The sequence below is a fragment of the Devosia indica genome (assembly GCF_003056405.1).
GTDB classification, from domain to species: domain Bacteria; phylum Pseudomonadota; class Alphaproteobacteria; order Rhizobiales; family Devosiaceae; genus Devosia; species Devosia indica.
On record NZ_PYVZ01000009.1, the window covers coordinates 39,057 to 56,630 of the forward strand.

General features: G+C 63.6%; 21 protein-coding genes. 11 read left to right on the plus strand and 10 right to left on the minus strand.

Annotated features, from left to right (window positions below; all coding sequences use genetic code 11):
• Nucleotides 1-141: 141 nt before the first annotated feature.
• Nucleotides 142-1,410: a diaminopimelate decarboxylase gene (gene lysA, locus DDE76_RS10240; protein WP_104892903.1), complete on the plus strand. Its 1,269-nt coding sequence runs from the start codon at nucleotides 142-144 to the stop codon at nucleotides 1,408-1,410.
• 14 nt (nucleotides 1,411-1,424) lie between these two features.
• Here lysA and DDE76_RS10245 read toward each other — a convergent pair whose 3' ends face one another.
• Nucleotides 1,425-1,832 (minus strand): response regulator, encoded by a 408-nt coding sequence (locus tag DDE76_RS10245; RefSeq protein ID WP_104892902.1) that lies wholly within the window; start codon nucleotides 1,830-1,832, stop codon nucleotides 1,425-1,427.
• Nucleotides 1,833-1,842: 10 nt separating this feature from the next.
• Nucleotides 1,843-2,757 (minus strand): DUF3426 domain-containing protein, encoded by a 915-nt coding sequence (locus tag DDE76_RS10250; protein WP_104894859.1) that lies wholly within the window; start codon nucleotides 2,755-2,757, stop codon nucleotides 1,843-1,845.
• Nucleotides 2,758-2,966: 209 nt separating this feature from the next.
• Between DDE76_RS10250 and ftsE the strand changes: the two genes are divergently transcribed.
• The 4 genes from ftsE to DDE76_RS10270 all read left to right on the plus strand — a co-directional run bounded on the left by ftsE (nucleotide 2,967) and on the right by DDE76_RS10270 (nucleotide 5,892).
• Nucleotides 2,967-3,629: a cell division ATP-binding protein FtsE gene (gene ftsE / locus DDE76_RS10255; RefSeq protein WP_104894858.1), complete on the plus strand. Its 663-nt coding sequence runs from the start codon at nucleotides 2,967-2,969 to the stop codon at nucleotides 3,627-3,629.
• Entirely contained in the window at nucleotides 3,622-4,551 is a 930-nt protein-coding gene (locus tag DDE76_RS10260; RefSeq protein ID WP_104892901.1) for a cell division protein FtsX, read from the plus strand. The genes ftsE and DDE76_RS10260 overlap by 8 nt, the downstream gene beginning before the upstream one ends.
• Nucleotides 4,552-4,620: 69 nt before the next feature.
• Complete coding sequence (locus DDE76_RS10265) at nucleotides 4,621-5,427, plus strand: lysophospholipid acyltransferase family protein (RefSeq protein WP_104892900.1); 807 nt, start codon at nucleotides 4,621-4,623, stop codon at nucleotides 5,425-5,427.
• Nucleotides 5,428-5,550: 123 nt separating this feature from the next.
• Entirely contained in the window at nucleotides 5,551-5,892 is a 342-nt protein-coding gene (locus DDE76_RS10270; protein ID WP_157955749.1) for a hypothetical protein, read from the plus strand.
• Here the strand turns inward: DDE76_RS10270 and DDE76_RS10275 are convergent.
• On the minus strand, nucleotides 5,880-6,464 hold the full coding sequence (locus DDE76_RS10275; protein WP_104892898.1) for a gamma-glutamylcyclotransferase: 585 nt from the start codon (nucleotides 6,462-6,464) through the stop codon (nucleotides 5,880-5,882). The two genes, DDE76_RS10270 and DDE76_RS10275, sit on opposite strands and share 13 nt — an antisense overlap.
• A gap of 151 nt (nucleotides 6,465-6,615) precedes the next feature.
• Between DDE76_RS10275 and DDE76_RS10280 the strand changes: the two genes are divergently transcribed.
• Nucleotides 6,616-7,587 (plus strand): DUF2125 domain-containing protein, encoded by a 972-nt coding sequence (locus tag DDE76_RS10280; protein WP_104892897.1) that lies wholly within the window; start codon nucleotides 6,616-6,618, stop codon nucleotides 7,585-7,587.
• A gap of 161 nt (nucleotides 7,588-7,748) precedes the next feature.
• On the opposite strand, the gene DDE76_RS10285 is transcribed toward DDE76_RS10280, so the two are convergent.
• From DDE76_RS10285 to DDE76_RS10295, 3 genes are all read right to left on the minus strand, one after another.
• Nucleotides 7,749-8,720 carry a prephenate/arogenate dehydrogenase family protein gene (locus tag DDE76_RS10285; RefSeq protein ID WP_104892896.1) on the minus strand — a complete coding sequence of 324 codons (972 nt, stop codon included), beginning with the start codon at nucleotides 8,718-8,720 and terminating at the stop codon, nucleotides 7,749-7,751.
• Nucleotides 8,717-9,811, minus strand: coding sequence for a histidinol-phosphate transaminase (gene hisC / locus DDE76_RS10290; protein WP_104894857.1), 1,095 nt, complete (start codon nucleotides 9,809-9,811; stop codon nucleotides 8,717-8,719). The genes DDE76_RS10285 and hisC overlap by 4 nt, the downstream gene beginning before the upstream one ends.
• A 100-nt stretch (nucleotides 9,812-9,911) precedes the next feature.
• Nucleotides 9,912-10,643 carry a class I SAM-dependent methyltransferase gene (locus tag DDE76_RS10295; RefSeq protein ID WP_104892895.1) on the minus strand — a complete coding sequence of 244 codons (732 nt, stop codon included), beginning with the start codon at nucleotides 10,641-10,643 and terminating at the stop codon, nucleotides 9,912-9,914.
• 104 nt (nucleotides 10,644-10,747) lie between these two features.
• On the opposite strand from DDE76_RS10295, the gene gloB reads away from it, so the two are divergent.
• Together gloB and DDE76_RS10305 are read left to right on the plus strand one after the other, a co-directional pair.
• Nucleotides 10,748-11,515, plus strand: coding sequence for a hydroxyacylglutathione hydrolase (gene gloB / locus DDE76_RS10300; protein WP_104892894.1), 768 nt, complete (start codon nucleotides 10,748-10,750; stop codon nucleotides 11,513-11,515).
• A gap of 203 nt (nucleotides 11,516-11,718) precedes the next feature.
• Nucleotides 11,719-11,991 (plus strand): hypothetical protein, encoded by a 273-nt coding sequence (locus tag DDE76_RS10305; RefSeq protein ID WP_157955750.1) that lies wholly within the window; start codon nucleotides 11,719-11,721, stop codon nucleotides 11,989-11,991.
• 26 nt (nucleotides 11,992-12,017) lie between these two features.
• Here DDE76_RS10305 and DDE76_RS10310 read toward each other — a convergent pair whose 3' ends face one another.
• Nucleotides 12,018-12,470, minus strand: a complete 453-nt coding sequence (locus DDE76_RS10310) for a hypothetical protein (protein ID WP_245891875.1) — start codon at nucleotides 12,468-12,470, stop codon at nucleotides 12,018-12,020.
• Nucleotides 12,471-12,634: 164 nt separating this feature from the next.
• On the opposite strand from DDE76_RS10310, the gene DDE76_RS10315 reads away from it, so the two are divergent.
• Nucleotides 12,635-13,117 (plus strand): VOC family protein, encoded by a 483-nt coding sequence (locus DDE76_RS10315; protein ID WP_104892892.1) that lies wholly within the window; start codon nucleotides 12,635-12,637, stop codon nucleotides 13,115-13,117.
• Between the two features lie 124 nt (nucleotides 13,118-13,241).
• Here the strand turns inward: DDE76_RS10315 and fumC are convergent, their stop codons facing one another.
• From fumC to DDE76_RS10330, 3 genes are all read right to left on the minus strand, one after another.
• The gene (gene fumC / locus DDE76_RS10320; RefSeq protein WP_104892891.1) at nucleotides 13,242-14,642 is read right to left on the minus strand and encodes a class II fumarate hydratase; all 1,401 of its coding nucleotides are present in this window, start codon (nucleotides 14,640-14,642) and stop codon (nucleotides 13,242-13,244) included.
• Nucleotides 14,643-14,763: 121 nt separating this feature from the next.
• The gene (gene rpmF / locus DDE76_RS10325) at nucleotides 14,764-14,943 is read right to left on the minus strand and encodes a 50S ribosomal protein L32 (RefSeq protein ID WP_104892890.1); all 180 of its coding nucleotides are present in this window, start codon (nucleotides 14,941-14,943) and stop codon (nucleotides 14,764-14,766) included.
• 152 nt (nucleotides 14,944-15,095) lie between these two features.
• Nucleotides 15,096-15,806 carry a biosynthetic peptidoglycan transglycosylase gene (locus DDE76_RS10330; RefSeq protein WP_104894855.1) on the minus strand — a complete coding sequence of 237 codons (711 nt, stop codon included), beginning with the start codon at nucleotides 15,804-15,806 and terminating at the stop codon, nucleotides 15,096-15,098.
• A gap of 212 nt (nucleotides 15,807-16,018) precedes the next feature.
• Here DDE76_RS10330 and DDE76_RS10335 point away from each other — a divergent pair, with 212 nt between their 5' ends.
• Nucleotides 16,019-16,921, plus strand: a complete 903-nt coding sequence (locus tag DDE76_RS10335; protein ID WP_104892889.1) for a polyprenyl synthetase family protein — start codon at nucleotides 16,019-16,021, stop codon at nucleotides 16,919-16,921.
• Between the two features lie 3 nt (nucleotides 16,922-16,924).
• Nucleotides 16,925-17,566: an MOSC domain-containing protein gene (locus tag DDE76_RS10340; protein ID WP_104892888.1), complete on the plus strand. Its 642-nt coding sequence runs from the start codon at nucleotides 16,925-16,927 to the stop codon at nucleotides 17,564-17,566.
• Nucleotides 17,567-17,574: the final 8 nt, after the last annotated feature.

The following is a 17,574-nucleotide window of genomic DNA, read 5'->3' on the forward strand; positions in this document are numbered from 1 at the left end:
CTGGAACTTCCATCCTCTCGATGTCATCCCGGCGCAGGCCGGGATCCATCTTGAGCTAACGTAACTTTGCTCCATCTCACTCAGGATGGGCCCCGGCCTGCGCCGGGGTGACATCCGGTGCGCGGGGCGAGCGGGGCAAGCATGGTCCACCACTTCAATCATCGCGACGGCGTGCTCTTTGCCGAAGACGTCAATCTCAACGATCTGGCAGATCAGGTCGGCACGCCGTTCTACGTCTATTCCAGCGCCACGCTGCGCCGGCATGTCCGCGTGGTGCGCGACGCCTTTGAGGGCATCCCAACGCTGATTGCCTACGCGATGAAGGCCAATTCCAACCAGGCCGTGCTCACGCTGATGGCCTCGGAAGGCTGTGGTGCCGATGTCGTCTCGCTGGGCGAACTCGAACGCGTGCTCGCCGCCGGCTTTGCCCCGGACAAGATCGTCTTTTCAGGCGTCGCCAAGACAATTGCCGAACTGCGCCGCGGGCTTGAAGTCGGCATCAAATGCTTCAATGTCGAGAGCGAGCCTGAGCTCGAGCGCCTCTCCATGATCGCCGCCGATATGGGGCTGACGGCAAAGGTTTCCGTCCGCATCAACCCCGATGTCGACGCGCGCACCCATGCCAAGATCTCGACCGGCAAGAGCGAAAACAAGTTCGGCATTTCCTACAAGCGCGCCCGCGAGGTCTATCGCCGCATTGCGCAACTGCCCAATATCGAGGCGGTCGGCGTCGACATGCATATCGGCAGCCAGATCACCGACCTGGAACCTTTCGGCAATGCCTTTGGCCTGATGGCCGAGCTGGTCACCGAACTGCGGGCCGATGGCCATCGCATCGAGCATATCGATGTCGGGGGCGGCCTTGGCATCCCCTATGATCACGACCAGGAAGCCCCGCCGCACCCGGAGGCCTATGCCGCCGTGGTGCGCGACAAGGTTGGGCAATTGGGATGTGCCCTGGTCATCGAGCCCGGGCGGCTGCTGGTCGGCAATGCCGGCATTCTTGTTACCCGGGTCGAATATGTGAAGACGGGCGACAAGGATTTTGTGATCGTCGATGCAGCCATGAACGATCTGCTGCGTCCCACCCTCTACGAGGCGCATCATGACATCCAGCCGGTCAACCCCTCCAACCTGCCCCCGATCACTGGCGACATTGTCGGCCCGGTCTGCGAAACCGGCGACTATCTGGCCAAGGACCGAACCATTGCCGGGGTCGAGGAAGGCGATCTGCTCGCCGTGATGAGCGCTGGTGCCTATGGGGCGGTCATGGCCTCGACCTATAACTCGCGGCCCCTGATCCCCGAAGTGCTGGTCGATGGCCCGCGCTGGCACGTCATCCGTCCGCGCAAATCACTCGACGAGCTGATTGCGCTGGACAGCGTGCCCGACTGGATCTCATCGACCTGAGGGGCCGTCCCGCGTTACTGCAAGGAGCGCCGCGCCAGCGGCACAACCTCCACCGGCCGGCCATTGAGCGCGTCATCCACCTTGGCCAACAGGTCGGCCAGGGTGAAGGGCTTGGCGATGACATCGTAGATCAGGGCATCCAGCCCATGCGCCCGCTCGCGCTGGTCGGCAAAGCCGGTCATCATCAGAATGGTGACGTCCGGATAGCTGGCCCCAACCTGCAGGGCGAGCGCAATGCCGTCCATCACCGGCATCTTGATATCGGTCAGCAGCAGGTCGAAACGGCCTGCCTCTGCCGCCATGGTTTCGGCGGCCAGCCCACCATCGTCTTCAGCCACCACCTCATGGCCCTTCATGGTCAGGGCACTGACAACAAAGGCGCGGACGGACGGATCGTCTTCGGCAACGAGGATGCGAGCCATGATTGCTCTCCTAGTGTTGGCCACTGGCGGCCGGGGCCGCATGTGTCTCTGCGGTCGGCGCCGCTGGTGTTTCCGGAGCAGGCGCCGCCTGGCCCTGCATTGTCTGTTGCGAGCCACTGCTGCGCCCACCGGCGATGCCCGACTGCCCGGCAAAGCTGAGGCGCACACGCACCGCCTCACTGGGCGGCAACGACAGCCTGGTATCGAAAGTTGCGCGTTCTCCCGCCATCAGGTCCCGCACCCGTGGCGAAACGCTCCATTCATACACCGCATGCCCGGTCTCATCGAGCAGGCTGACCACGACCGGCGGTACGGCCACCGGCCTGCTGGACTGCCCCACGATCTGCGCCGAGACAGTCAGCACGTCATTGCCGCCCGAAAGCGCCTTGAGCGTTTCAAGGTCGGCAAAGTCGAGGCCGACCACATTGACCCCCAGGCCAATGGATTCATAAAGCCCGGCCAGATCGGGATAGCGCTCCACGATCGGTACGCGCCAGAAATAAGCGCCGCCAACAATGCCGGCCAGCAGGACCACACCGGCAATCCGCGCGCCGCGCCGCAACCGGGCCAATGGCAGGCGTGAGGTCATGGCGTTCTGGCGGCGGGAGAATTCCTGTTGCCGCTTTTTCAGCTCTGCCGGATCGATACCCTCCGCCAGGCCATTGAGCGGCGGTGAACTGGCGGCGGGTCTTTTGCCAGCCACCGTCTTTTCCTCGGCGCTCATCGCTTCGTCCAGCGCATCCTCCGCCATGGCATCGAACAGCTTGTTGGCCTCAACATCCGCGGGCGTCACGGTCGCATCGGGCTGCGCGCCCTGGTTCCAGGCCTGATGGCAATGCGCGCACTGCACCTTGCGACCGGCCGAGCCAATGGCCTCATAAGTCACCTGATACTTGGTCTGGCAATGCGGGCAGGTGATGATCATCGGGCGCGCGGATTTCCGTTCGGGTGTGCGACCCTATCCCTGGCGGGGTTAAAACTCCTCAAACCCCGGCCTTCACCAAAATTGTGCCGCTTTCCCCCGCCCAATGGGGCCGGCATGCCGCGTGGACGGGGTCGCGCTGCTATGATGGGGCAAAGCTGATTCGCTTTTGCACCGCTTTTTATTGCCCGATGACCCGGGAGCACTGCTTCTTGATCGAATTTTCCGATGTGGGCCTGCGCTATGGCAATGGCCCTGAAATCCTCAAAGACCTGACCTTTTCGATCGAGCCGGGCTCGTTCCATTTTCTGACCGGCCCGTCCGGCGCGGGAAAGACCAGCCTGCTGCGCCTGCTGCTGCTGTCCAACAAGCCCAGCCGCGGCAAGGTCACCATGTTCGGCGAGGATGTGGGCAATCTCGACCAGGACCGCCTGCTGCAGATGCGCCGCCATATCGGCATCGTGTTCCAGGAATTCCGCCTGCTCGATCATCTGACCACGTTCGAGAACGTCGCCCTGCCGCTGCGGGTATTGGGGCAGCCGGAAAGCGAATACCGGCCCAACGTCATCGAATTGCTCGAATGGGTGGGCCTGGGCGAACGCATGCACGCTTTGCCCACCCTGCTTTCGGGCGGCGAAAAGCAGCGCGCCGCCATTGCCCGCGCCGTCATTGCCCGGCCCAAGGTCCTGCTGGCCGACGAGCCCACCGGCAATGTCGACCCTGACCTGTCCAGCCGGCTCGTGCATCTGTTTGCCGAGCTCAACCGCACATTGGGGACCACCATAATTCTGGCCACCCATGAATTGCCGCTGCTCGACCGCTTCCCCTATCCCCGCATGGTGCTGAACAAAGGGGAGTTGACCATCCATGATTAGGCAATTGCTTGCCCTGCTGCCGCGCCGCGGCGGCGCTGCCCCCATCGTCCCGGAAAGAAGCGTCGCCGGCCGCACCCTGCTGCTGCTGGTCACCATCATGGCCTTTCTTTCGGCTGTGACCCTGGGCGGCGTGGTGCTGGTGCAGAAATCGGCCATCGCCTGGTCCGCCGATGTGGGGCGGGAACTGACCATCCAGATCCGCCCCGCCGAAGGCGAGGTGATGGAGTCCAACCTGCGCACCGCGGTTTCCCTGGCCCAGTCCACCCCCGGCGTAGCCAGCGCCAGGGCGCTCAGCATTGAAGAGAGCCAGGCCCTGCTCGAACCCTGGCTGGGTGCCGGGCTCGACCTCTCGGCCATCGCCATTCCCCGCCTCGTCGTGGTGCAGCTTGCCGATCCGGCCGAGGCCGATGTCGCGCAGTTGCAGCGCAATCTCGGCGCCATCAATGGCGCAAGCCTGGACACCCACGCCGCCTGGCGCCAGCAGCTCAACACCATGGCCGGCACGGTCGTGCTCTCGGGCCTGCTGGTGCTCGGCCTGATCGGCGTTGCCACCGTCTTGGCGATCATCTTTGCCACCCGCGGCGCCATGGCCACCAATCGCGAGATCGTCGATGTGCTTCACTTCATTGGCGCGTCCAACAAGTTCATCGCCGGGGAATTCCAGGGGCGGTTCCTCTCCATCGGCCTGCAGGGCGGGTTCCTGGGCGCGCTGTTCGCCATCCTGTTTTTTCTCCTGATCGGCATGGCCGCAGGCAGCGTCCTGCCCAGCGAAGCGACGGCGCAGGTCGGCGTGCTGTTCGGGCAGTTCCTGCTGGGCTGGGATGGCATGGCCTTCATCCTGGCCGTGGTGCCGGTGATTGCGGTGCTCACCGCGATCACCTCGCGCATGACGGTGCGGCGCTATCTCAGCGAAGCCTCGTGACCCCCTGCCCTCGCCAATCGCGTTCGGCCCCGCTATGACGGACTGAGTGCCGGCAGGGCGGGGGAGCATATGTCGATCAAGGCCACAATTCAGGCGATCCGCACCGCGATCTTTTACGCGGTGTTCATTGGCCAGACGATCATTCTTGCCATCATCGCCGGGACAATCGGCATCGTCGCCGGACGCACCCGGTTCGGCTGGGCCATTGCCCGCTATTGGTGCTGGTCCAATGTGGTGTTTCTGCGGGTACTGACCGGCATGGGCACGCATGTCGAGGGCGACCAGCACATCCCGCCCGGCGGTTGTATCATCGCCTCCAAGCACCAGTCCGACTGGGACATCTTTGCCATCTTTCCCCATACCGGCCGGCCGGCCTATGTGGCCAAGAAGGAATTGATGCGCATCCCCTTTTTCGGCTGGGCCGCACGCTCGCTCGACTGTATCGAGATCGACCGCCAGAAGGGCGCCCAGGCCATTCCGGCGATGATCAGCCAGGCGCGCGACGCCATCGACCGGGGCTGCCGCATTGTCATCTACCCCGAAGGAACCCGCCGCGCCGTACTGGCGCCGGCCGACTACCGCCAGGGCATTGTGCGCATGTACACCGCCCTCAATGTGCCGGTTGTGCCCGTAGCGCTCAACTCCGGCCTGTTCTGGGGCCGCAATAGCCTGGTCATCTGGCCCGGAACCGCCCGCGCCCGCTTCCTGCCACCGATCGAGCCGGGTCTGGCACCGGACGTCTTCCTGCAGCGCCTGAAGCAGGCCATCGAACCCGAATCGACCCGCCTGACCATAGAGGCGATCGACCAGGGCATCGGACGCCCGCCGGATGGGAAGCTGCAAGAGCGTGTGGATGCCCTGCGCGAGACCCAATAACACTAGATATTGACGATTGCGACAAACCAAACCATAGATATAGCGTCAGTGCCAGGCAGCGCTTGACGGTTGATACAATTTGTTCTAACTTTGTTCTTCTTCTGGGGACGCAGGGGAACGTCAATGAAGCTCACGGGTAATACGCACAGAATGGGTGGTGACCGGGCCAATGTGGTGCATTGGCAGGGCCATTCGGGCCGCGACTATGGCCTCCGGCCCCGGGCGCTCGACAAGTTCGCCATGGAAGATGCCGAGCTCTATCTCATTGCCAAGGGCAGTCATGTGCTCTGGGTCGGCTCGACTCAGGACCTGGTGGCCGATCCGATGAGCCGCACACGGTTTCGGCTCGCGCTCGATTGCGCCACCAATGTGTTCAGCCTGGCAGCGCCGGAAAATCGCCTGGCCACCATCTGGGACCTCGAACAGGCCGCCCCCGCAGCAGCGCCGGTCGCTCAGGCCGCTTGACCCGTGCCCGCGCCGGGCGGGCCTTCAGCCTCCAATTGCCGCGCCAGGCGCATCAGAGCCTGGTCCTTGATGCCCAATTGGCTGAGGTGATGAGCCGTGTTGAGCACATAATCGACATTGCGGCCGGATATCCCCACCCCCGCGCGGATCATCGCCACCTGCTCCTCAAGGCTTAGCTGCCCGGCAAACTGCTCGTGGCTTTCGTCCACCACATAGGTCAGCGCCCTGACCCGGCGGCCATCGGCCAGCGTTACTGGCCGCCAGACATCGCGGTAAACCGCCGTCACCAGTTCACGAGCATCGAGATATGCCCGCACTTCGGCCCAGGCATTGGCACACACTTCAAACGCCATGCCCCGGCAGGACCCGCCGCGTGTCAATCCGAAGACCAGCCCGGGCACATCCCGCGTGCCCCGATGATGATGTGATATGATCGAAAGCGAGCGATGCGCCCCGCGCAACAGCCCCAATTGCGCGCCAAGAAACGAAAAGCCGGGGTTCCAGATCAGCGATCCATAGCCAAAAACCCAGTACGTTTTTTCCGACGCTTCGAAATCTCGTTCATTCGCCATAGCGCAACCACTTTCCCCATTAGGCTAGCGACACCAATCGGACCGGGCAAGGTCATCCTAAGCCCGCCTGACCACTCGGGGATATGTGGCGCCTGACAGGCGTGCTGCAAACCCGCTTCTGACAAGTCCGCAGCAAGGCTATGAAGAGGCCATGAAAAAGCGAATCATCATCCTGGGCAGCCTGGTCCTGCTCGTCGTCATGGCCTGGACCGGTGCCTGGTTCTTCATCGCCGGCCAGTTGCGCCAGCAAATCGAGCTGCAGGCGCTTGCCGACGGCGAGACAGCCCCCCAACTGGTCTGCGGCAGCCTCGACATTGGCGGCTTCCCCTTCCGCTTCGATATCGAATGCGCATCCGCCTCGGTGGTCTCGGGCGACCTGCTGGTCGAAATTCCCTATATGCGGGCCAGCGCCATGGTCTATCGGCCCAATCATCTGCTCGGCGCTGCTACCGGCCCAATTGCCCTCTCCGATGCCTTTACCGGCACGCGGCAGGAAGTGAACTGGACCGGGAGCGAAGCCAGCCTCAGGATCGAAAACTGGCGCATCGCCCGGCTCTCCATCATCGCCGATGGCGTCACCTGGACCGACCAGCTCTTCGGCGACACGCTGATTGCCGAGGCCGGTCATATCGAAGCCCACCTGCTCGACATGCCCGAGATGCACGATGAGGGGGCCGGCCGCGCCGCCCTTGCCGGCTATTTGCGGGCCGAGGCGCTGTCGGCTCCCGGCATCGCGCTTACCGACACCAATGCCGAAATCGAACTGGAAGTCACCGCCCTGCCCGATGACATCCGCGATTGGGGTGCAGTGCCCATTCTACCCGACTGGCAACAGGCCGGGGGTAAATTGCGCATCGTGGGCATCCGCGCCAATGACGGGACGGCCGACCTCAACGCCAGCGGCGAACTGACGCTCGACGCCCAAGGCTATCCGACCGGGTCGATCAGCATCGATTCCCTGGGCGTTGCCGAGCGCATCGGTCCCTATCTGGAGGAACCCTGGCGTACCCTGGTGCTGGGCGTACCCGGCGAGACCGGCCGGCACAGCAACCAGCTCAACTTCGCCGGCGGGGGAATTTCTTCAGGTCTGGTGCCGATCGCCGCCCTGGCACCGCTGTTCTGACAGCGCCAGCCATTCGAGCATAGCTCTCATGGCCTTGAGCCCTCAAATCGCTCCACTGGAGCGATTTGCCCTGTGGGACTTCGCCAGCCATTCGAGCATAGCTCTCATGGCCTTGAGCCCTCAAATCGCTCCACTGGAGCGATTTGCCCTGTGGGACGGGCTCAAGCATCATCGCCGCCGCCGTGTTCGCGCACAAAGGGCACGTCCGGGGTCGGCGGGGTTTCATGCGGGCGGCCGAAATCGGGGGCGGCGGTTTCCTGGCCGGCATCGATGATCGAGCGGCGGATGGCGCGGGTGCGGGTGAACATGGTTTCGAGCGCAGCGCCATCGCCATTGCGCACCGCACGCTGCAGCACCGAAAGGTCCTCGCTGAACCGTCCCAGCATTTCGAGCACCGCGTCCTTATTGGTGAGGAACACGTCGCGCCACATCACCGGGTCGGAGGCGGCAATGCGGGTGAAATCGCGAAAGCCCGAAGCCGAGAACTTGATCACTTCCGACTGCGTCGCTGCTTCGAGATCGGCCACCGTGCCCACGATATTATAGGCGACCAGATGCGGAATATGGCTGGTGATGGCCAGCACCATATCGTGATGGGCCGCATCCATGCATTCCACCATCGAGCCCATGGCCTGCCAGAAGCTGACGAGCTTGTCCGTATCGGCCTGCGGTACACCCTGGGTGGGCGTAAGGACGCACCAGCGCCCGGCAAACAGTTCGGCAAAGCCTGCCGAGGGACCGGAATGCTCCGTGCCGGCGATGGGATGGCCGGGAATGAAGCTGACCCCCCGGGGCACATGCGGCCCGACCACGCGAACCACATGCTCCTTGACCGAACCGACATCGGAGAGGATTGCGCCGGGCTCCAGATGCGGCCCAATGGCTTCTGCCAGCGCCGCATAGGCGCCAACCGGGGCGCAGAGAATGACGAGGTCAGCACCGCGCACGGCTTCTGCCGCATCGAGCGTATAGATATCGCCCAGACCCAGTTCGCGCGCCTCGTCCAGCGTTTCCTGGCGACGCGTGGCGATGGAAATGACCTCCACCAGCCCTTGCCGCCGGGCGGCCAGGGCAATCGAGGAGCCGATCAGGCCGATGCCGATCAGTGCCAGCTTCTTGAAATGCACGCTCATTGGGTTTGGTCCATGGATTTGAGCACTTTGGCGACGCCGCGCATGGCGTCTTCCGAGCCGATGGAAATGCGCAACCCGTTGTCGATGCCATAGGAGGCGCCGATTTCGCGCACGATATAGCCCGCAGCGGCCAGGGCGGCAAAGGCGGCAGACGCCGTTTCGGACGTGTCGAACAGCACCATGACGAAATTGGCCTGGCTGGGCACGACGCGCATGCGATTGCCGGCCAGCTCGGCGCTCAACCAGTCGCGCCATTGCGCATTATGCGCCTTGAGCCTCGCGTTGAACTCGGTGTCACGCGTTGCGGCGGCCCCCGCCATCTGCGCCGGCAGGTTGACATTGAACGGCCCACGAATGCGGTTGATCGCATCCACGATATGGTCCGGGCCCACCATCCAGCCGATCCGGGCGGCGGCCAGCCCCATCTTGGAGAAGGTTCGGACCATCACGACATTGTCGTTGGCGCGCACCAGGTCCAGCCCAACCTCGAAATCATCGGCCGTGACATATTCTGCATAGGCATTGTCGACCACCAGCAGGATATCGGGCCGCAGACCGGCATGCAGCCGACGCACCTCGGCAGCGCTGAGATAGGTGCCGGTGGGATTGTTGGGATTGGCCAGCCAGACCACCTTGGCGCGCGGGGTGACCGCAGCCAGCAGGGCATCGACATCGGCCCGGTAGTCGGTCTCCTCGACCATGACGATCGTGGCGCCGGCCGCCTTGGTGATGATCGGATAGACCGAAAAGCCGTACCGGTTCATCACGGCTTCATCGCCACCGCCCAGATAGGTCTGGGCCAGCAGGTGCAGCAGATCATCCGAGCCATTGCCGCAGACAATGGAATTGGGGTCGATGCCATGTACCTCGCCCAGCGCCTCACGCAGCACGCGCGACGAGCCTTCGGGATAGACCTCGAGCCGGGCGGCACCCTCGAGCATGGCGGCCAGCGCCTTGGGGCTGGCACCGAGCGGGGACTCATTGGCCGACAGCTTGATGGTCTGGCTGCCCGGCGCGCCGGACTTGCCCGGCAGATAGGGCGCAATATCGAGAATGCCGGGCTGAGGAATGGGACGTTTCGGTTCGGACATGAGACTGTTCAACAAGGCAGGAAAACCCGCGCGGACCATAGGCAAAGCCATGCGCAAAGGCAAAGACTTCGCACGCAGGTCCTTTGAATCGGGAAACGGCCTACCCGCTGCGGGCCGTCGCCGTCGACATTCCCGGTACGCGGACATAGCGGGCGGCCCGTTTGCGGCGGGGCACGGCCGGAAACGCTTCCTTGCGGGCGCGGATACAGATGACCCCGCTCATGGCCGGGCCCAGCATCCGGCCGAAACGCTCGAAGAAACGCGGATATCTGAGCACCAGCCGCGACTGGAAGGGCGGCAGGAACAGCGCATCGCGCCAGGCCTCGGGCACAAAGCTGTGGTCACGCAAAAGCTTGTCGAGCTGGCCGCCCGAATAGGGATTGCCCTGGCCGAAGGGCGTATTGTCGCGCTGCGCCCAGATGCCCCGGCGGCGCGGCACCACCAGCAGCAAATGACCATTGGGCGCAGTGACGCGCCAGAGCTCGCGCATCAGCTCTTCTGCGTCGGCCACGTGCTCAAGCGCATGAATGGCAACGGTCAGGTCGATGGCGGCATCGGTCAGCGGCATTTCGAGCGGATCGCACAGCACGGTGTGGGACGGCCCCTCGCGCGGCCAGGCCGAGGCGCCCTGGCGTTCGGGCATGAAAGCCAGCACCCGCTCGGCGCGCTCAAGGGTGAAGCGCAGATAGGGCGTGGCAAAGCCCAGGCCCAGAATGCGCCGCCTGGTCACATCGCCCGCCAGCTCCATGACCTGTTCGCGCACCAGCGCCCGGGACAAGCGCCCGAGCGGGGATTTGTAGAACGCGATGAGACGGACGACATCACTGGTCATTGGGCGAACTTGCCAAAGCGCCGTGATCTTGTCCAATGCGGCATTGTCATTATGCAGCGGCCTCCCTAGCTTGCGGGCAGATTCCAAATCGAAGGAGACAGAATATGGGCCTGATCGTGGAGGTATTCGCCGCCCGCAGTGATAATTTCGGCTATCTGGTACATGACCAGGCCTCGGGCCGGACCGCCGCCATCGATGCCCCCGAGGCCGGCCCGATTCGCGCCGCACTCGAGCAGCGCGGCTGGACGCTGACCGACATCTTCATCACCCACCATCATATCGACCATGTCGAGGCCATTGCCGAACTCAAAGAGGCTTTTGGCACCCGCGTGGTCGGCCCGCGCGATGAAGCCGACAAGATCGAGGGACTCGACGAGCTGGTGGGCGATGGCGACACGCTCGAACTGGGCGAGACCCGCTTTGCGGTGATGGCGACGCCCGGCCACACGCTGGGGCATGTGGTGTTCTATGACGCGGAAGGCGGGCATCTCTTTTCTGCCGACGCGCTGTTTTCGCTCGGTGTGGGACGGATGTTCGAGGGCACGCCGGGACCGATGTGGGCCGGCCTCAAGCGCCTGCGTGAGCTGCCGGACGACACGCTGGTTTATTGCGGGCACGAATATACACAATCCAACGCCAAATTCGCCCTCTCCATTGACCCGGACAATGCTGCGCTCAAGACCCGTGCCGCCGAGGTGGAAAGCCTGCGCGCTGCTGGCCGGCCGACCATTCCATTCAATCTGGGCGAGGACAAAAAGGCCAACCCGTTCCTGCGCGCCGATGCGCCCGAACTGGCCAGGCATTATGGCCTGGACGGCGCCGATCCGGCGGAAGTTTTCGCCGCCATCCGCAAGGGCAAGGACACTTTCTGACGCCTGACCCAATCTCTACAAGCTGCAAGGCCGCTCCCCACGAGCGGCCTTTTTTGTGCATGTGTTGGTGCACTTGGCTGTGAACCGATCACATTTGCGGATCGAACTTTGTTAACAAACTGTTACCATCTGGCACGGCGCTTGCCCCATTTGGGGGTATGCAGCCGCAAGGTCTGTGCCATTCCGGCACAGGGCGGCCCGAAATGGTACAGTCGATGTCCGATCTGGCACAAAGCGAAACAGTTTCCGCTCCCCTGCCCGTGGCGCAGGGCCCGGCAACGCCGCGTCCATCGCTGGCCTTTTCCGCCCCGACCGCCGCCTTTGTCAGCCAGTTGATTGCCGCGCGCGCCCATATGCCCGGCCAGCGTGCCCGTCGCAACGGCACTGCCGAGGGCGCCGTGGGCGCCTATGGGCAGACCGCGAGGCTCACCCAGCGGCGCATGCCGCAGGGCTATCGCAAGACCGTGGTTGCCTGACCCTGCGAACGGGCTGAGCCTGCCGCTCAGGTCATCGACACGTCGCGGCTGGCCGATGTGATCGACACGGTAAAGCCGGCCACCACATCGATCAGGCTCATCACCATGAGCAGGAAAAAGACCGAGCTCGAGGCCGCGCCGACCAGCAGGAATTCCACGAGGAAGGCGACAAACACCACCATGGACAGCATGTGCTCAACGATCGAGGAGCGCGCCGTGTTGGTGGATTTGAGCACCTCGAAGAACAACAGGATGATGCCGACAACGAGCAGGAAGTCGCCCGCGCTGATCGCCCAGGGCATGCCCGAAGGCATGGGAATGGAGAACATGCCGGCGCCCCAATTGGCCGGATTGCCGCCAAATAGCAGGAACACCACCAGGTTATAGGCCAGGAATGGCAGCACCAGCAGGGGGACGATGAAGCCATTGCCGCGCGGGCGCGGGCCGCGCTGGGTCGGCAGGACAACGGTTTCACTCATGGCGGGTCTCCAGTTCGACCCGGCCACCATGCCAGAGGATAATGAGCAGTGAAAGACATCGTTATTCTCAAAAAAGCCGTCGCTGGATTGTTCAATGGGCACTGTCCTGATCGTCGTATCGTCGAACGCCGCCGATCCGGCCGGTGCAAACAGGAGGACGCCCCATGCCCAATGCCAAGAACACGATCTGCATCTGGTACGATACCGGCGCCGAAGAGGCGGCCAATTTCTATGCCCAGACCTTTCCCGATACCCGGGTCAACGCCGTGCATACCGCGCCCAGCGACAATCCCTCGACCAAGGCCGGGGCCGTATTGACGGTGGACTTCACGGTGATGGGCATTCCCTGCATCGGGCTCAATGGCGGCCCGGCCTTCAAGCATTCCGAAGCCTTTTCCATGCAGATCGCTACCGAAGACCAGGCCGAAACCGACCGCTATTGGGACGCCATCGTCGGCAATGGCGGCAAGGAAAGCATGTGTGGCTGGTGCAGCGACAAATGGGGCATCCACTGGCAGATCACCCCGCGCGTCCTCAGTGAGGCCATGCAGCAGGGCGGTGACGTCGCCAAACGCGCCTTCGATGCCATGATGGAGATGAAAAAGATCGACGTGGCGAGGATCGAGGCGGCGGTCAGGGGCGCCTGACAGCTAAACACCCCCTCCCGACCTCCCCCAGAAGGAGAGGAGGAGAAGAGGTGCGATAACCCGAGGCCACCGATTCCACGATAGATCCCTCCCCCTTCTTCAGGAGGAGGTTAGGTGGGGGACCCTACTGCTTCAGCTTGAGCGGCCCGACCATCTGCTCGGGCTTGACCTCGGCGTCGAATTCCTCGGCGGTGAGCAGCCCGAGATTGATCGCCTCTTCCTTGAGCGTGGTGCCGTTCCTGTGCGCGGTCTTGGCGATCTTGGCGGCATTGTCGTAGCCGATCTTCCTGTTGAGCGCGGTCACCAGCATCAGCGACTGGTCGACAAGCTGCTTGATGCGCGTGGCATCGGGTTCGATGCCGACCGCGCAATTGTCGTTGAACGACTTGGCTGCATCGGCCAGGAGACGCACCGACTGCAGGAAATTGTAGGCAATGACGGGCTTGAAGACGTTGAGCTCGAAATTGCCCTGGCTGGCAGCAAAGCCGATGGCGGCGTCATTGCCCATCACCTGGGCGACAACCATGGTCATGGCCTCGGACTGGGTCGGGTTGACCTTGCCCGGCATGATCGAGGAGCCCGGCTCGTTTTCCGGAATGGTGATCTCGCCCAGGCCGGAACGCGGGCCGGACGCCAGCCAGCGCACGTCATTGGCGATCTTCATGAAGGCGGCCGCGAGTTGCTTGAGCGCGCCCGAAGCGCCAACAAAGGCATCATGCCCGGCCAGCAGTGCGAACTTGTTCGGGCCGGTGGTGAAATCGCGGCCGGTCAGCGTGGCGATTTCCTGGGCCACGGTCACGGCATACTCGGGATGGGCGTTGAGCCCGGTGCCGACGGCAGTACCGCCCAGCGCCAGTTCCTTGAGTTGCGGCATGGTCGCCTTGATGGCGGCCAGGGCATAGTCGATCTGCGCCACCCAGCCCGATATTTCCTGGCCCAGGGTCAGCGGGGTCGCGTCCTGCAGATGGGTGCGGCCGATCTTGACCACATCCATATAGTCTTCGGACTTGGCTGCCAGCGTGTCGCGCAACAGCATGACGCGCTCATAAAGATAGCCTTCGACCGCCTCGACCGCCGCGATATGCATGGCAGTGGGATAGGTGTCGTTGGACGACTGGCTCATATTGACGTGGTCATTGGGGTGCACGGGCTTTTTCGAACCCATGGTGCCACCGGCCATTTCGATGGCGCGGTTCGAGATGACCTCGTTGACATTCATGTTGGACTGGGTGCCCGAGCCGGTCTGCCAGACCACCAGCGGGAAATGCTCGGAAAGCTGGCCCGAGATCACCTCATCGGCCGCGGCAACGACGAGGTCACGGGTGGCCTCATCCATCAGCCCCAGCTTGTGATTGGCCAGGGCAGCGGCTTTCTTCAGGATACCGAAGGCGGTGATGATCTCGGTGGGCATTTTTTCCCCGCCGATATCGAAATTCTGGAGGCTCCGGGCGGTCTGCGCGCCATAATACTTGTCATTCGGAACCTCGATCTGGCCCATGGTATCCGATTCAACGCGCATGCTCATCCTTGCCCCTGGCTCCCAATTGGCCGCGCTCTGGCGGCAGAAAAACAAAACGGCCGACCCTTTTGGGGGCCGGCCGTCGAGATATCAGAAAAAGCGCATCAGCGCCCGCTCGCCTTTCGGCTTACTTCTTTGCCGCGAGAATCTGGCGACCGCGATACATGCCGGTCTTGAGATCCACGTGGTGCGGACGACGCAGCTCGCCCGAATCCTTGTCTTCGACATAGGACGGGTTGGCAATCGCGTCGGCCGAGCGACGGAAACCGCGCTTCATCGGCGAGGTCTTGCGTTTTGGCACAGCCATGGTCGGTACTCCGAAAATCAAAATCGTTGCGCCGCCAAAAGCGGCCAGAGACGTGTCTCTGTCAGGATTGGTGGGGTCTATAGAGGAGAAAACCGGGCTTGGCTAGGGGGTTTCGCACCGCAAAATGCCAACATGGCCAAGTGTTGACGCCATCATAGCGCCAACCGGCCATTCTGTCCCACGCAGGCTGCCCGCTCTCCATATTGGCGGGCCCGGTTTTCGACAATGCGCGCAACCCGCAACAGCCCTGCATTGGGGCGGGCCGGGTTACGCAGGATAGGGTTGGGCAGGGTAACGGCCAACAGGCTCGCCGTCTGCCAGTCGAGATTTTGCGGCTCGCGGCCAAAGGCGCGCAGCGACCCGGCAGCAACCCCGAACTCGCCTTCGGGACCCCATTCGGCGATATTGAGATAGATTTCCATGATCCGCCGTTTGGGCAGGATCAGGTCGATATAGAGTGCCAGCGGCACCTCGAGCGCCTTGCGGATGGCGCTTTGCTGGTTCCACAGGAACAGATTGCGCGCCACCTGCATGGTCAGCGTCGAGGCCCCGCGGGTTTCGCGACCGGCAAGGTAATTGTCGATCTCAATGCGCAGCGCGCTGACATCCACACCCCAGTGCCGGCAGAACTGCCCGTCTTCGGACAGGATGATCGAGGCTTTCAGCCGGTCCGAAATATCGGCGATATCGCGCCATTCGCGCGTCACCGCCTGGCCCGTGAGCAGGCGCGACAGCATGGGCACGGAAACCGGCTGGGCAAAGAGATAAACAGGCGTCAGCACCAGCGGAATGGCAATCAGCACGGCCAGGATGCCGAGAGGAATGCGGAGGAACCGCCAGAAGGATTTTTTGCGCCGGGCCATGGCCATCCTCATGACCTCAGGGTTGCGATCATGCAACCCCCTCACCGACCCGGCCACGCCGAGCCACCTCTCCCCGAGTGGGAGAGGAACAAGGGGCAAGCGCAGAACCATTCTTCTCCCCCTCGGGGAGAAGGTGGCGCGAAGCGACGGATCAGGGGGATGCCGGCGCGCACCCCTTGCCCCCCAATCGCCAACCGGCTAGCAACGAGCCCATGTATGACTTTGCCGCCGACAGCGCCGATTGTGCCCGGGCCATCGAGGCCGGGCTGTCCGATTATCTCTCCGGCGCGCGGCTTTCCGGCCCCGGTCCGGCGGCTGACCGGATGGTTGCGGCCATGCGGCACGGGAGCCTGGAGGGCGGCAAGCGGCTGCGCCCCTTATTGCTGCGCCAGGCCGCGGCGATCTTTTCCATATCGCGCGAAACCAGCCTTCTGGCCGGCATGGCCGTGGAAATGGTGCATTGCTATTCGCTGATCCACGACGATCTGCCAGCCATGGACGATGACGACCTGCGGCGCGGGCGTCCGACGGTCCACAAGGCGTTTGACGACGCCACCGCCATTCTGGCCGGCGACGCCCTGCTGACCCACGCCTTTGCCATTCTGGCCGACCCGGCCTGCCACCCCGATGCCGAGGTGCGCATCCGGCTGGTGGCCGAACTGGCCGCCGGCAGCGGGGTCGGCGGCATGGTCGGTGGGCAGATGCGCGATATCGAGGGGGAACAGGGCGGTTTTACCGAAACCGAGATTGCCACCATGCAGGCGATGAAGACCGGCGCCCTGATCCGCGCCGCGGTGCGCATGGGCGCAATTCTGGGCGGCGCGGATCCGCGCGCGCTCTCGGCAATGACAGCCTATGCCGAAGCCGCCGGCCGTGCCTTTCAACTGGCCGACGATATTCTCGATGTGACGGCAACGCCTGAAGCCATGGGCAAGGCAACCGGCAAGGACGCGGCCCTGGGCAAGCAGACCGTGGTGGCCCGACTGGGCCTCGATGGCGCCCGCGCCATGCTTGAGGCTACCGTTACTGAAGCCATTTCGGCCCTGCGCACATTTGGGCCTCGGGCAGACGGCCTGCGCGCGACCGCCCGTTATTTTGCCAGCCGGGAGAACTAGACCATGGCCATTCTGCAAAGCGTCAATATCGGTCAGCCCCGGCCCATCCCCGCCAAATCGGCGATGACCGGCATCTACAAGGAGCCGCTGGGCGAAGAAGACCAGATCGAAGTGACGCGGGACGGGCTGGCCGGCGATGCCATCATCGACCGCAAGCATCATGGCGGGGTGGACCAGGCGGTCTATATCTACTTCGCCGACGACTACGCGTTTTGGGAAGAAACGCTCGAACGCGAGATTGCGCCCGGCACCTTTGGGGAGAACCTCACCATTGGCGGGGTTGAAGGCCGCAGCGTCTGTGTCGGCGATCGCTTCGAAATCGATGATGTGGTGCTTGAGGTCACCGCGCACCGTACCCCCTGCAATGTCTTTGCCGTCCGCATGGGCAGCCCCGCCTGGGTCAAGCAGTTCTTCCGGGCCGGGCGGCCGGGCGCCTATTGCCGCGTGCTTGAGCCGGGCCAGATCAGCCCGGGAGAACCGGTAATCCATGTGCCCTTCGAGGGCGACCGGATCAGTGTCAGCCAATTGCTGGCGCTTGAAGGCAAGCGTGATATTGAACCCGAGCTGATGCGGCGTGTGCTCAAGACCCCGATCCACTACAAGATGCGCGCCGATTTCGAAGAGCGCCTCGCCACCCTGTTCTGAGACATAGT

Excerpts from the sequence above, each read along its gene's own strand:
- DDE76_RS10260 (WP_104892901.1), top strand. The coding sequence starts at position 3,622 with ATGATTAGGCAATTGCTTGCCCTGCTGCCGCGCCGCGGCGGCGCTGCC.
- DDE76_RS10295 (WP_104892895.1), bottom strand. The coding sequence starts at position 10,643 with ATGACCAGTGATGTCGTCCGTCTCATCGCGTTCTACAAATCCCCGCTC.
- hisC (WP_104894857.1), bottom strand. The coding sequence starts at position 9,811 with ATGTCCGAACCGAAACGTCCCATTCCTCAGCCCGGCATTCTCGATATT.
- DDE76_RS10340 (WP_104892888.1), top strand. The coding sequence starts at position 16,925 with ATGGCCATTCTGCAAAGCGTCAATATCGGTCAGCCCCGGCCCATCCCC.
- DDE76_RS10245 (WP_104892902.1), bottom strand. The coding sequence starts at position 1,832 with ATGGCTCGCATCCTCGTTGCCGAAGACGATCCGTCCGTCCGCGCCTTT.
- DDE76_RS10315 (WP_104892892.1), top strand. The coding sequence starts at position 12,635 with ATGCCCAATGCCAAGAACACGATCTGCATCTGGTACGATACCGGCGCC.
- DDE76_RS10335 (WP_104892889.1), top strand. The coding sequence starts at position 16,019 with ATGTATGACTTTGCCGCCGACAGCGCCGATTGTGCCCGGGCCATCGAG.
- DDE76_RS10265 (WP_104892900.1), top strand. The coding sequence starts at position 4,621 with ATGTCGATCAAGGCCACAATTCAGGCGATCCGCACCGCGATCTTTTAC.
- DDE76_RS10305 (WP_157955750.1), top strand. The coding sequence starts at position 11,719 with ATGGTACAGTCGATGTCCGATCTGGCACAAAGCGAAACAGTTTCCGCT.
- gloB (WP_104892894.1), top strand. The coding sequence starts at position 10,748 with ATGGGCCTGATCGTGGAGGTATTCGCCGCCCGCAGTGATAATTTCGGC.
- DDE76_RS10270 (WP_157955749.1), top strand. The coding sequence starts at position 5,551 with ATGAAGCTCACGGGTAATACGCACAGAATGGGTGGTGACCGGGCCAAT.
- lysA (WP_104892903.1), top strand. The coding sequence starts at position 142 with ATGGTCCACCACTTCAATCATCGCGACGGCGTGCTCTTTGCCGAAGAC.
- DDE76_RS10285 (WP_104892896.1), bottom strand. The coding sequence starts at position 8,720 with ATGAGCGTGCATTTCAAGAAGCTGGCACTGATCGGCATCGGCCTGATC.
- DDE76_RS10250 (WP_104894859.1), bottom strand. The coding sequence starts at position 2,757 with ATGATCATCACCTGCCCGCATTGCCAGACCAAGTATCAGGTGACTTAT.
- fumC (WP_104892891.1), bottom strand. The coding sequence starts at position 14,642 with ATGAGCATGCGCGTTGAATCGGATACCATGGGCCAGATCGAGGTTCCG.
- rpmF (WP_104892890.1), bottom strand. The coding sequence starts at position 14,943 with ATGGCTGTGCCAAAACGCAAGACCTCGCCGATGAAGCGCGGTTTCCGT.
- DDE76_RS10330 (WP_104894855.1), bottom strand. The coding sequence starts at position 15,806 with ATGGCCCGGCGCAAAAAATCCTTCTGGCGGTTCCTCCGCATTCCTCTC.
- DDE76_RS10310 (WP_245891875.1), bottom strand. The coding sequence starts at position 12,470 with ATGAGTGAAACCGTTGTCCTGCCGACCCAGCGCGGCCCGCGCCCGCGC.
- DDE76_RS10275 (WP_104892898.1), bottom strand. The coding sequence starts at position 6,464 with ATGGCGAATGAACGAGATTTCGAAGCGTCGGAAAAAACGTACTGGGTT.
- DDE76_RS10280 (WP_104892897.1), top strand. The coding sequence starts at position 6,616 with ATGAAAAAGCGAATCATCATCCTGGGCAGCCTGGTCCTGCTCGTCGTC.